This is a genomic window from Companilactobacillus metriopterae (assembly GCF_002762335.1).
GTDB lineage: Bacteria > Bacillota > Bacilli > Lactobacillales > Lactobacillaceae > Companilactobacillus > Companilactobacillus metriopterae.
In genome coordinates this window covers 1,516,558-1,528,606 of record NZ_CP024610.1, presented here as the reverse complement: position 1 = coordinate 1,528,606, position 12,049 = coordinate 1,516,558, and the positions used below count along the sequence as shown (strand labels likewise).

The window sequence follows — 12,049 nt, the reverse complement described above, 5'->3', positions numbered from 1 at the left end:
ACTAATTTATATTTTCCGAGAAAGATAATTTGCATAAAAAAATGTACAAATGTTTTAATATCATTTGGAGGATTTTTAAATGATAAAATTTTTACGCACTAATCGAGTTGCATCAGGTATTTTAGCAGTATTAAGAATTTATTTAGGAGTTATGTGGACCATGTCTGGCTACAGCAAAATGGCTTCTGGAAATTTCAATCCTAAAGGGATGTTCATGGGAACATTGAGTCATCCTGTAGTAGGACCAACAGGTGATACGGTGTATCCTTGGTTTAATGATATGATTAAAAACTTCTTCATGCCACATGCCAATGCTATGGGCTTCATGGTTTCATGGGGAGAACTATTAGTAGGATTAGGATTAATCTTTGGTTGTTTAACAACAGCTGCCGCATTTTTCGGTATGCTTATGAACTTCACATATCTACTTTCAGGTTCAGTTTCGGTCAATCCAACATTTATTTTAATCGAGTTCATTATTTTGGCAGCAGGATTTAATGCCGGAAAAATTGGATTAGACAGATGGGTTATACCTTATCTAAGAGAAAAAATTCCATTTTTGAAACGTAGTGTTCAATAAAAAATCCCTTACTCAAATGAGTAGGGGATTTTTAGTTATAAAACTTCTTTATTTAACGCAGGGCGCGTCTGTAACCACTGGCTTGTGCTTCTTGTTCAGTTTGGAAATATAGGGCATTGCTTGGATTTATGTGATACCCTGCCTGTCCTGGTACATGATATATACGACTGTTGGCATTACCAATAATAGATCCTTGAGTAGTGTAAGAACTACTTTGACTTTGTTGCTCAGATGTATCGGTAGGCGCTGGTGATGCCGTTTGAGTATATTCGTTATTGTCACTAGAATTATCTTCGCTAGTTTGTGTATCGGTACTATTATCTTGAGCAGTATCTGTTTTTTCTTCTTTTTTGCTTTCTGATTTTTTCTTCTTAACTTCGTTATCTTTCTGAGTATTACTCTTTGAATCTTTTGCTTTTTCTTTATGTACAGTAGTGTTTGGCTCACTAACTTTAGATTCTTGTTTAATATGAGGACCAATACCAATTGATAAGATTATCAAAGATAGTACCCCTATAGAAATCCATGTAGTTTTTTTCTTCTGTTTGTCATTTTTGAATTTATTTTGGTGTAACCATACTCCTGCCCATACAAGTCCTGCAATTAAGAATATGTACCAAAAAAATATTAACAATGCCACGAGTGCACCAAATACTAAAAGTAAAAACCAGATCTCATCGTTATTCTTTTTCATCAATTAACCTCCAAATATGTAAATTAGCTTATTAAATTTTAGATAGAATAATGTCCCATTCTGTAATCAAACGCTGTTCAATTCAACAATTATGGGTATTAATAAAATTACGAGATTTGTTGGATTAACTTTTTAAAAGATTACATTTAAACATTATGTGAAATTTATCCAAAATATGTTTAATTATTTTTATAACAAAACCCCCCTGTATATTTATACAAGGGGGTTCAGATTACTTATTATAAATGAATTATGACCACTTATTTAGAATAAGAGTTCCTATCTCTTTCCAATGTGATTCCAGAACAAAGTGACCGCCATCTAGTAAATGAGTTTCAGTATTGGGGTTATCTTTTTCAAATGCTAATGCACCGGGGGTAATGAAACTTGGATCATTTTTACCCCATGTTACAAGTATTTCAGGTTTGTAATTTTTTATATATTTTTGGAATTTTGGATAATTTTTTACGTTATTTTGATAATCAAAAATTAAATCTGATTGTCTTTCTGGATAGTCACGTGATTTAGAGTAGAAAATATCTAAGCTGTATCCATCTGGAGAAATACTACCTGGAAGTTCTCCTGTAGTATATTGATTAATTATTGTTTCGGGATCAAAAGCAGACTTGTATGCTTCTCTTAATTCGGTAGTAGGATTCTCCCAATATTTTTTTCTATCTGCCCATTTAGGTCCTAAACCTTCATTATAGATATTTCCATTTTGGCTAACAATACCCATAACTTTATCAGGGTGTCTCACGGCTAACTCTAGTCCAATCGGAGCCCCATAATCAAAAATGTACATATAAAAATTATTAATATTCATAACATTAAAAAATTCGTCTATATAGTTTGTTAAATTTTCGAATGTATAATTAAAATCATCGTGTAGAGGAGCCTCTGATTGACCGAAACCTATATAATCAGGTGCTATTACATGAAAATCATTCTCTAGCATTGGCATTAAATTTCTGAACATATGGCTCGAAGTAGGAAATCCATGTAATAACAAAAAATTAGGTTTATTCACATTACCGCTTTCACGATAAAAAATATTTAATCCATTTACCTTAACTGAATTGTATTTCATTTTTATTTCTCCTAAATTTTTTTAAGCATTTAAATGTTGAACAGCGTAGTCCGCTTCAGATTGTGTGAATTTATCACCATATTCAGACGTGAGTTGATCTCTAATAGCTTCTGGAGACATTGACATGTCATCTTGATAAGTTCTGGCAGACTCAAGAGCATTTTGATTATAGTCAACAGACAAATTATCCACAGCATATTGTGCAGCTTCAGCAGAAAATTTATCGCCATATTCAGAAGTTAGTTGATCATACAATCCTTGTTTAGACATGTGCATCATTTCGGAATATGTCTCCGCACTGTTTAGAGCAGATTGATATTCTTTTGGAATTTCATTTTCCTTTGTTTCTGGTTCACTTTCTGCTTCATTATTGTCATCACTTGTATCGTCAGAAACAGATTCAGGTTCTTCACTAGATTTATCAGAAGATTTCTTTTCGGATTTTATATGATCTGCTTTTGAATATTTCTCACTTTTACTATTTGATGAACCAACACCAGTAATTAGAAATACAACTATAATTAGCCAAAACCACCATTTTTTATAGAATTTTTGCTTAGACTTTCTTGCATTGAGACGTGATACTCTTGATTCCATATAATTTCCCCTATAGTTACAATTAATTAACATCATATTTTATTTTATTATAACTCAGTAGTAAATCGTATATCTTTCCAATAAGTAATCCAATTTCTAAAATCTTATAATTTATAAAAAGGGAGATTATATCGGAAAATAAAAGGCGCCACTTATCCCAGATATGCATATTATTTTAATTTCTTCATATGATTTGAAACAGGTTTAGATTCATTTCTAAAATATTATGAAATCGCTGATGTTGAAGTTTGCAGATTGAGTACTGTGTTGATATGGCTATCAGAACAGGACATTACTTAGGTTACAACATGTCTATTCAGTCTGGGTGCCATACAACATTTGGAAATGATCTCCTTGAAGCTAAAAAAGTAATTGAACATCATGAATTAATTTGGGGAAACATGTTCGCAAGTGTAAAGTAATACGTAATTTAATTTCGATGAGTTGTTATTATAAGAAGAACCACTACTTTGTTGATTATAGGTAGTGGTTTTTTTGTTGTAATTTATGAATTATAATGAGCACAAGGTGAATAATATGATAGAAAATTTGGGAATAGTATATGTAGATGCACAGAGTCAGTGGATTTATACAATAGCATTACTAGTTTTTATTGGTCTATTTTTTATTTTGTATCTATTTAAGAATGCTGATAAATTGTTAGAGATGTGGGACTCATATTATAAGACCAAGGATAAGATTGAAGGTCCATTCGGATTTGATCCTGATTTTTTTTGAATTCATAACAATTATTGTAAGAAGCATTCTGAAGTTTTTTTCTAGGTAGGTTTATAAATGATTAGCAAAAGTTTTAAACAATGGTTTCTATTAGCAATTATCTGGATAATCATAGAAAGTATGATAAAACTATTTATTGTTAATCCATTTCCGGGGGAGTGGTACTCGCTAGTGTTTAATATAATAACTATACTAGGCACAGTGTTTGTAGGTATGGATTTATACGAATATCTATCTAATAAATAGAAAGTCCTCACACAAATTAAGTGAGGCTTTTTATATTGCATTTTTTACTAAATGTTGATATTGTGAAATTTGTAACTATATTTTATTAGGGAGAATGTTATGAAGAAAATATTTATTTCTATTTTAGTTTTACTTTCATTTGTTCCATTTGTCGGAATAAATACTGTGAGAGCTGCTAATTATATTGAGGCTCAAGAAGGAATTGTTTGTGTAAAAAGTCAGACAAAATTGTATTCAAAAAATGATGATGGCAGTTTTACAGAAACCAACGGACGGCTAGGAGCATACTATAGTTGGTATAGTGACCAATATGCTTATGATGGATCCGCAAATGAAGGATACTTAAGAGTAGCTACTAATGAATGGGTAAAATCAACTGATGAAACCTACATTTTTCAAAGTAAGAATTATCATTTAACTCCACAAATTGATAATTATGATAATGTTAATGCTAAAGTTGTAACTGTAAAATATTTAGATGCCCCTGTATATAATGATTACGGTGAAAAAACTTCAGAAGTAGTTCCTGCTTATTCTTCATGGAAAGTAGATATGCATTATTCTGTTTCAAGTGCTGGATTGCTGGATTACCATAACTATCAAAGAATTGCACCAAACAAATGGATTTGCATGGATGACGCGCAAGTAACTGCCATTCTTTAGCATAAAATATTTTATAAAAAGATCCTTTACTCATGATTTTTAGTAAAGGATTTTTATTTCTTTTTATTTTTCAAAATGTTAGGATAAACCCTGTAAATACAATTAGGAGGCTTATGATGTCAAGATTCAAAAAGTTCACTGCACTCTTGTTTACAGCGATTATTGTAATTTCAGCATTTGCTGGTGCTACATCTACAGTTAAGGCTGACGATGAAGTAAATACTATTACTATAGGTGCTGTTAAGGGTACATATGCTGTCCCATTGCTTGTTGCAAAACAATACAATCTGGACAAAAATAATAATGCTTCAATCGATGTGAAAACATACAATTCAACTAAGGAATTGAATGATGCTCTTAAAGCTGGTGAAATAACAGGTGCATTTACTGATCTAGTAAATTATGCAGCTATTACAAAATCAACTAGCTCATATAAGATTGTTGGACAATCTAGTGGATACCAAGGACTAGTTGCAAACAAGAAGTACAAAAAAGTAGATTCTTTGAAGGGCAAGACAATTGCCGTTGAAAAGAATGATGCTTCTAAATATTATTTGAAAACTATTTTAGAAGATAACAATTTGAAACTTTCTGATGTTAAGATCAAAGAAATAGCTGATCCATCTGATCGTGTGTCTCAATTGAAGTCTAAAAAAGTCGATGCAATTGTAGTTGGTGATCCGTTCATCACAAATGCTGAAAAAAATGGTGCAAAGGTTCTTAAGAAACAAAATATCAATAAATCAAATGACAATGTAATTATAATGTCAAAAGAGTCATTATCAACCGATATCTCAAATGTTAATATGTTCATCAACGTTTACAATGATGGTATCAAGGCTTTTAACAAAGGTGGATTCACTACAGCTGATCAAGTATTAGTAGAACAAGGTGCTACTAGAGAAGCTGCTGTTAAGATGAATGATTTAGATATAGATCTAAGCAAGGCAAAGAAAGTTAAAAAATCTGACTATGACCGTGTTATGAAATATGCTAAATCAGCAAAAGTTAATACAAAACCTGCTGAATTCAAAAAAGAATTTGCTAAATTAGCCAATATAACAAAATAAAAAAAACCAAGTAGATAAGATCTACTTGGTTTTTTTTGTATATCGGGTAACTCCTGTGAATAAGTAATTGATGATAGGGATGTAACTCAATACCCAAATACTAATAATTGAAATAGCTAATACAACAATATATCTACTAAATGTTCCTATCAAACCTGTAACTGAGGCCAGCATAAATGGTTCAATATATAAAATAATCAGGTTGTGAATAAGATATACACCAAATACTAATGGTGAAAGTCTTGCGAAGACATTTTTAATGCCATCAGAATCAATTCTATTTCCCCATTTTTGCAGTAACATGAAAAATGGAACTGACATTAGTGGGATAAACATTTCAGTTACATAACTGGCATTGTATATATCTAGTAGTTTTGGATTTTTATACTCTGTGTAACAACCGATTAGAACAAACAATATTCCTACTATAAATAAAATCCAGTTATTAAATCGATTAAGATCAATTTTTGTTAGGTAATATCCTAAAATAAAGTAACCGACATATCCTCCGATTAAGAAGAAATTAGCAGCAGGGTATACCTCAATTAAATGACGATATTGTTTAGGAAGTAGGACAAACATTGTTGGTAAGACAGAGTTTGTAATAAACCAAAATATTAGAATATAGTTCAGCATTTTTTTGTCAGTATTGTCAACTAGTGCTTTGATAATTGGGGATAAAATATAAATTCCAATTAATGGATACATAAACCAATAGGTAATTTGTGTGGGATGACCAAAAACTAATCGAAATGAATCCCAGACTATACTCCAGTTTAGATCTTTAGCATGGATTCCTCCGATGATAGGTGAGGCCAATGACCATACAAGAAATGGTATTAAAATATGTGGAATTCTTTTTTTCCAAGTATAACTAAGTGACAGTGTGCGTTTACTGTTCAATAGTAGGGCACCAGATATCATGAAGAAAAGTGGGACACTTATGTGTGCAAAATAGTTTAGCAACTTAATAGTAGCCCAAGTGTGGCTTCCAATATTTTGAACGGTATCTATTGCTGAAACGTGGATAAATACAACAAGTAAGATAGCAATAACCCTAATAAAATCTAGATAAAAAATTCGTGATTGTTTTTCTTCCATATTCTCCTCCAGTAACTATTATTTATAATAGATGAAATCATTGTGAAAATGAAGAGTTTCCTTATGATATAATTGATAAGATAAAAAATTTGAAGGATGAATTGATATGCGTGAAGAAGGATCATTTCGATCAAATATAGTTTCTTATATAGTTTGGTTATTGTTTTCTGTAGCAATTTTGGGATTGAAGAACTTTTCAGCTACTGCCAAGGGACTAAATATTCCGATGGCTATATTTACTATACTGATAGGTGCAGCGTTCCTATACTTGATGATTAAGAGATACAACCATGAAAATAGAGAATTTGCTGATAATCCTCCAAAATTTGTAGAATCACTATCTAATAACTTTGGATTCATAATATTGATGATCATCCTAGTATGTGCGATGCGTATCTCTATATCATTTTTACAAGTGACAGGTAAACTACCAATGTTTGTAAACGATGACACAGCTAGTCCTGATCAAAAAGTATTTATATTCTCACTTATAGTTAATATTTTTATTGTTACTGTAATTCAACAACTAACACAGACAGGTTTCTTTTTTAATTATTTCTTCCGTAGCAACAATGCATTTGCTGCTATTGCAGGATTAATAATAAGTGGGGTTGTAGCTGGTTTGATTAGTTTGCCAGGATCACAATTACAATTCTTCATGATGATGGCACTGGGTTGGTGTTATGCACTGACATATCTATACACAAAAGATTTCAAGATGGCATTGCTTGTAGCAATGGTAAGCTCAACAATTGGAACGATAATTATTTAAAAAGCTATTGGATATTTTATCCAATAGCTTTTTTTTCTTACACAAGTGTAAGTGTTTATTTTATTAATCAGATTATATACTGAATTTATCGAATAAGAAAAGAAGGGGAGACAAAAAATGTCAAAATTAGAAATCAAATCTGTAAGTAAGACTTACGGAAAAGTTGAAAATCAAAGTTCTTATGTTTTAAAAAATATTAATTTCACCGTTGAAGAAGGTGAATATATTTCAATTATGGGGGAATCAGGTTCAGGTAAAACAACATTGTTGAACTTACTAGCAACCCTGGACAAACCTACAAAGGGAAGTATTCAATTGGGTGATCAATCTGTTGATCAGATGAATGACAGCCAAAGTGCAGATTTTCGTAGAGATAATTTGGGATTTATTTTCCAAAAATTCAATTTACTAAATATATTCACTTGTAGAGACAATATTTTATTGCCAATCGTATTGGCTAAGAAAAATGTGGAAGATTACACAGCAAAATTAAACGATCTATCTAGAAAACTAGGACTAGAAGATTTGTTAGAAAAATATCCATATCAATTATCTGGTGGTCAACAACAACGTGTGGCAGCTGCTAGAGCATTGATAAATAGCCCTGAATTAATTTTAGCTGATGAACCTACTGGTGCGTTAGATTCCAGTACTTCTGAAAAATTATTAGATATTTTGCAAGATTTTAATAACAGTGGTCAGACAATCTTGATGGTGACACACAGTGCTATAGCTGCAAGTCATTCAAACCGAGTATTGTTCATAAAAGACGGAACAATTTTCAATCAGATTTATCGTGGTGATATGAGCAACGAAGAATTTTATACAAAAATAGTTGAAGCATCGACTTTGCTAAACGAATAGGGGGATGAAATTATGTTTTTAAGTAAAATAGCACGTAACAATATTAAAGCTAACAAAAATATGATAATTCCCTTTTTCATAGCAGGGAGTTTACTTACAGCTTTTAACTTTATTTTATTGAATATGATAGAAAGTGATAGTTTCAAAAATATCGTATCCGCAGATGTAGTTACTATATTTTTGAAATATAGTTTTGGAATTATTTTAGCTATCACAGTAGTATTTATGTTTTATGCAGATAATTATTTATCTCAAAGTAGAAATAGAGAACTTTCACTCTATTCCATGTTGGGGATGAACAAACGACAAATTACTGGTGTTATCACAATTGAAGAAATCTTAACTTACATAGCTACTCAGGTCGTAGGTATCTTCCTTGGAATAGGTTTTTCTAAATTATCTAGTATGCTTTTATTCAAAATGATGAGCATAGATATGAAGATGAATTATAGATTGAGTTTTAAAGCTATTCTAGAAATAATTGCAATTTTTGCAATCATCTATTTATTTATTATTTTGAGAAACTCTATTAAGATATATCGATTAAACTTACAAGAATTCTTTAACAGTACAAGTAAAACAGAAAATATCAAGAGAATCCCATGGATTCGTGGGATTATCAGTTTTATTATTTTATTTGCAGGATATATTCTTGCGCTTATGACTAAAGATCCACAAAAAATGTTGACAGTATTCTTGTTAGCAGTGGGATTAGTAATTTTTGGAATATTCATGACATTTTCATTTGGTAGCATTGTAGTTCTAAAATTCCTCAAAGGAAGAAAGAGTTACTACAAAATAAAAAACTTTGTCATGATATCAGGATTAACGCATAGATTGCGTCGTAGTTCAGTTTCATTAGCAACAATATGTTTATTATGTACAGCTACCTTAGTTACTGTTTCTGTAACCGCATGTTTGTTTGCGGGTAGAAATCAAATTTTGGAGGAAGCTTATCCTAGAGAGGTCATGGTACATTCTGACCGAGAAAGCAAAAAAGAGAATCTTTCGGGTTATGTAGAATCTAGTGCAAAAAAACATGATATCAAATTAAAAGACCATGCTCGTTTGAGTATAGATGCATCTATATCTGCTAAAAAGGATGAAAGTAACTTTAAAGAAATTTCTAATCCTGCGGCATCTGATCTTTACCAATTTAATATAATTAATATTGATAATTACAACAAAGATAATGGAACCAATTTAAAATTATCTAGCAATAAAGTTTATTATTATACAAGAAATAATGATGAAGTTTTGGATAAAAAATTTAAATTAAAAAATAATGAATGGACTGTAGAAAAACAGATAAAAGATAACAATTTCTTAGCTAACTCTCAACCAGGTAAGACAAATATCTATTTAGTTATGAACAGTAAAGAAGAAAATAAATATTTCAAAGATAAAGATACATTTGTATACGATGGCTTCAATATTAAAGATACAGGTTCTAAAAAACAGTTCCAAAATTTTATGGATGATTCAGCTAGCCATGCAGCAGGCAATGGTTTTGTTATTTTTGCACATAATGAGTATGTGGCACTTAACATCGTAATGGGTGGATTTCTATTCTTGGGTGGCTTACTAGCAATAGTATTCATGCTAATAACTGCCTTGGTTATGTATTACCGTCAATTGGCAGAAGGTCTGAGTGATCGTGATGATTACATTGTTATGAACGAGATTGGTATGGGAGTAAGTCAAGTCAAAAAGATTGTTCAACGTCAGGTCAACTGGACTTCGGCAGCACCTCTGATCTTCTCGGCTGTTAATTTATTGTTTGCCTTTACGTTGTTGAATCGATTGTTGCAATATATAACTCCAGCAAATCCGCACTTGTTTATTGAAGTTACTCTTATTACACTATTAGTATTCGCGGTTGTATATGCTGTACTGAGTTTCTTAACGGGTAGAGTTTACTTCTCCTTAATTAAGAATAATAAACTCAACGACCGTAGAGAAGGGTAAGGTAAGATTAATTGAATAGGGTAACCATTGTTGAAGATGATATTACGATTGCTCAAAAGGTTAAGCAAAATCTGGAAAAGTCTGGTATTTCAGCGACTTATATCAAAGATTTCAATAATATAATTACTGAAATTGAAGATTATAAACCTGATTTGATTGTCATGGATATTTTTCTCCCAGTAGAGGACGGTTATTTTTGGACGCGAAAGATTCGTGAATTTACAAAAATTCCAATCGTTTTTCTATCAAGTGCCGAAGAAAAAATGAATACAATCAAAGCTATAGAAGCTGGAGCAGATGACTTTATAGTCAAACCTTTTAGCATGGACGTATTGGTCGCTAAAATTCAATCATGGTTACGCCGAACATATAATTTTGATAAAACTCATAGTGTTTTGTCTTTTAAAAATTATCAATTAAATTTAATCGATTCTCAAATCATCTACGATGATCAATCTCTTGATATTAGTGGGAATGAACAAGTTATCTTGAAGCAACTGTTTGAAAATCAGAATAATTTGGTCACAAAACAAGATATCATCAGTGCTTTATGGAACAACTCAAACTTTATTGATGAGAATACGTTACAAGTGACAATGACTAGATTGCGTAAAAAATTAGACACTATTCAACTTTCAAATTACATTGAAACGGTTCGTGGGAAAGGATACCGTCTAACGGATTCCTATGAAAACAATTAAAAAAACTTTCAACATTATCAAGAATCAATTGTTTTGGTATGTAATTTTCATATCGCTAACTGATTTATCACTATACTTGTACGGAATTTCTAGAGAACAACGCAGAGATATAATGAGCGTTATAACAGAAATTTTTGTTGTTGCAATTGTCACAAATTATATTCTCACTATAATTAAGATTCAGAAGTTATCAAAAATAAATGACTATCGAAAAGATGTTATTCTCCCAATAGCAACTTCAGAGGTAGAAAAAGAATATCAGAATATACTCAATAAGACTGTAAATTCAGAACAAGCCAGAATTGATAAAATTAATAGTCAACGTCAAGAGTTTCAAGACTCTTTATCAATGTGGACCCATAATATTAAAATACCCATCACGGGGTTGCAGTTAATTCTTGATGACAATCCTACTTATAAAGATATTTTAGTAGCTAAAAATAAAGTGCTACAAATTCAACAAAATCTAACAGCAATTTTAGGATATATTTCTCTATCAGAAGGTAACAATGATTTATTGATTGATCGAGTTGATTTAAATGAATTGATCGATGAAATTTTGAAGCGTAATGCTTGGGATTTCGTTAATAAGAATCAACATTTGATATACAATCATGATTTGCCCACCATTGTTACTGATAAAAAATGGTTAGAAATTTTGATGGAGCAAATAATAATCAACGCCAACAAATATACTCCCAAAGATGGAACCATAAAAATTTATTCTGAGTCTAAAGAAAGATTTATTGTTATCGAAGACAGTGGTATCGGAATAGATTCTGGAGATATCAAACGTATTTTTGAAAATGGATTTACCGGCAAAAATGGACGTCAGAATATGAATTCATCAGGATTAGGATTATATTTAGCTAATCAGATTGCAGAGATGCTATCCCTAGAAATAAAAGTAGATTCTAAAAAAGATTCTGGTTCCAAGTTTGTTATTGAGTATAAATAAAAAGTGC

Annotated in this window: 14 protein-coding genes; 10 read left to right on the top strand and 4 right to left on the bottom strand. The window is 31.1% G+C overall.

Going from position 1 to position 12,049, the window contains the following annotated elements; all coding sequences use genetic code 11:
- Nucleotides 1-79: 79 nt before the first annotated feature.
- A complete protein-coding gene (locus CS873_RS07885) occupies nt 80-580 on the top strand; it encodes a DoxX family membrane protein (RefSeq protein ID WP_099975283.1) in 501 nt (166 codons plus the stop codon).
- Nucleotides 581-632: 52 nt separating this feature from the next.
- Here CS873_RS07885 and CS873_RS08260 read toward each other — a convergent pair whose 3' ends face one another.
- The 3 genes from CS873_RS08260 to CS873_RS07870 all read right to left on the bottom strand — a co-directional run bounded on the left by CS873_RS08260 (nt 633) and on the right by CS873_RS07870 (nt 2,961).
- Nucleotides 633-1,274 (bottom strand): sunset domain-containing protein, encoded by a 642-nt coding sequence (locus CS873_RS08260; protein ID WP_245823055.1) that lies wholly within the window; start codon nt 1,272-1,274, stop codon nt 633-635.
- A gap of 250 nt (nt 1,275-1,524) precedes the next feature.
- A complete protein-coding gene (locus CS873_RS07875) occupies nt 1,525-2,364 on the bottom strand; it encodes an alpha/beta fold hydrolase (RefSeq protein ID WP_099975282.1) in 840 nt (279 codons plus the stop codon).
- 21 nt (nt 2,365-2,385) lie between these two features.
- On the bottom strand, nt 2,386-2,961 hold the full coding sequence (locus CS873_RS07870; RefSeq protein WP_099975281.1) for an Ltp family lipoprotein: 576 nt from the start codon (nt 2,959-2,961) through the stop codon (nt 2,386-2,388).
- Between the two features lie 272 nt (nt 2,962-3,233).
- Between CS873_RS07870 and CS873_RS08165 the strand changes: the two genes are divergently transcribed.
- From CS873_RS08165 to CS873_RS07850, 4 genes are all read left to right on the top strand, one after another.
- Complete coding sequence (locus CS873_RS08165) at nt 3,234-3,383, top strand: hypothetical protein (protein ID WP_169922471.1); 150 nt, start codon at nt 3,234-3,236, stop codon at nt 3,381-3,383.
- A 115-nt stretch (nt 3,384-3,498) separates the two neighbouring features.
- Entirely contained in the window at nt 3,499-3,699 is a 201-nt protein-coding gene (locus CS873_RS07865; RefSeq protein ID WP_099975280.1) for a hypothetical protein, read from the top strand.
- Nucleotides 3,700-4,044: 345 nt separating this feature from the next.
- Nucleotides 4,045-4,608, top strand: a complete 564-nt coding sequence (locus CS873_RS07855; protein WP_099975278.1) for a hypothetical protein — start codon at nt 4,045-4,047, stop codon at nt 4,606-4,608.
- A gap of 116 nt (nt 4,609-4,724) precedes the next feature.
- Nucleotides 4,725-5,678: an ABC transporter substrate-binding protein gene (locus CS873_RS07850; protein ID WP_169922470.1), complete on the top strand. Its 954-nt coding sequence runs from the start codon at nt 4,725-4,727 to the stop codon at nt 5,676-5,678.
- A gap of 21 nt (nt 5,679-5,699) precedes the next feature.
- Here CS873_RS07850 and CS873_RS07845 read toward each other — a convergent pair whose 3' ends face one another.
- Entirely contained in the window at nt 5,700-6,779 is a 1,080-nt protein-coding gene (locus CS873_RS07845; protein WP_099975276.1) for an acyltransferase, read from the bottom strand.
- A gap of 106 nt (nt 6,780-6,885) precedes the next feature.
- Here CS873_RS07845 and CS873_RS07840 point away from each other — a divergent pair, with 106 nt between their 5' ends.
- From CS873_RS07840 to CS873_RS07820, 5 genes are all read left to right on the top strand, one after another.
- Nucleotides 6,886-7,551 (top strand): CPBP family glutamic-type intramembrane protease, encoded by a 666-nt coding sequence (locus CS873_RS07840; RefSeq protein WP_099975275.1) that lies wholly within the window; start codon nt 6,886-6,888, stop codon nt 7,549-7,551.
- Nucleotides 7,552-7,668: 117 nt separating this feature from the next.
- Nucleotides 7,669-8,415, top strand: a complete 747-nt coding sequence (locus CS873_RS07835; protein ID WP_099975274.1) for an ABC transporter ATP-binding protein — start codon at nt 7,669-7,671, stop codon at nt 8,413-8,415.
- Nucleotides 8,416-8,427: 12 nt separating this feature from the next.
- Nucleotides 8,428-10,383 (top strand): ABC transporter permease, encoded by a 1,956-nt coding sequence (locus CS873_RS07830; protein WP_099975273.1) that lies wholly within the window; start codon nt 8,428-8,430, stop codon nt 10,381-10,383.
- An 11-nt stretch (nt 10,384-10,394) separates the two neighbouring features.
- Nucleotides 10,395-11,084: a response regulator transcription factor gene (locus CS873_RS07825; RefSeq protein WP_099975272.1), complete on the top strand. Its 690-nt coding sequence runs from the start codon at nt 10,395-10,397 to the stop codon at nt 11,082-11,084.
- Nucleotides 11,071-12,042 (top strand): sensor histidine kinase, encoded by a 972-nt coding sequence (locus CS873_RS07820; protein WP_099975271.1) that lies wholly within the window; start codon nt 11,071-11,073, stop codon nt 12,040-12,042. Before CS873_RS07825 ends, CS873_RS07820 begins: the two co-directional genes overlap by 14 nt.
- The last annotated feature ends 7 nt before the right edge of the window (nt 12,043-12,049 follow it).

What these genes read in the sequence shown, in the direction of transcription:
- CS873_RS07885 (WP_099975283.1), top strand. Translation starts at nt 80, where the DNA reads ATGATAAAATTTTTACGCACTAATCGAGTTGCATCAGGTATTTTAGCA.
- CS873_RS08260 (WP_245823055.1), bottom strand. Translation starts at nt 1,274, where the DNA reads ATGAAAAAGAATAACGATGAGATCTGGTTTTTACTTTTAGTATTTGGT.
- CS873_RS07875 (WP_099975282.1), bottom strand. Translation starts at nt 2,364, where the DNA reads ATGAAATACAATTCAGTTAAGGTAAATGGATTAAATATTTTTTATCGT.
- CS873_RS07870 (WP_099975281.1), bottom strand. Translation starts at nt 2,961, where the DNA reads ATGGAATCAAGAGTATCACGTCTCAATGCAAGAAAGTCTAAGCAAAAA.
- CS873_RS08165 (WP_169922471.1), top strand. Translation starts at nt 3,234, where the DNA reads ATGGCTATCAGAACAGGACATTACTTAGGTTACAACATGTCTATTCAG.
- CS873_RS07865 (WP_099975280.1), top strand. Translation starts at nt 3,499, where the DNA reads ATGATAGAAAATTTGGGAATAGTATATGTAGATGCACAGAGTCAGTGG.
- CS873_RS07855 (WP_099975278.1), top strand. Translation starts at nt 4,045, where the DNA reads ATGAAGAAAATATTTATTTCTATTTTAGTTTTACTTTCATTTGTTCCA.
- CS873_RS07850 (WP_169922470.1), top strand. Translation starts at nt 4,725, where the DNA reads ATGTCAAGATTCAAAAAGTTCACTGCACTCTTGTTTACAGCGATTATT.
- CS873_RS07845 (WP_099975276.1), bottom strand. Translation starts at nt 6,779, where the DNA reads ATGGAAGAAAAACAATCACGAATTTTTTATCTAGATTTTATTAGGGTT.
- CS873_RS07840 (WP_099975275.1), top strand. Translation starts at nt 6,886, where the DNA reads ATGCGTGAAGAAGGATCATTTCGATCAAATATAGTTTCTTATATAGTT.
- CS873_RS07835 (WP_099975274.1), top strand. Translation starts at nt 7,669, where the DNA reads ATGTCAAAATTAGAAATCAAATCTGTAAGTAAGACTTACGGAAAAGTT.
- CS873_RS07830 (WP_099975273.1), top strand. Translation starts at nt 8,428, where the DNA reads ATGTTTTTAAGTAAAATAGCACGTAACAATATTAAAGCTAACAAAAAT.
- CS873_RS07820 (WP_099975271.1), top strand. Translation starts at nt 11,071, where the DNA reads ATGAAAACAATTAAAAAAACTTTCAACATTATCAAGAATCAATTGTTT.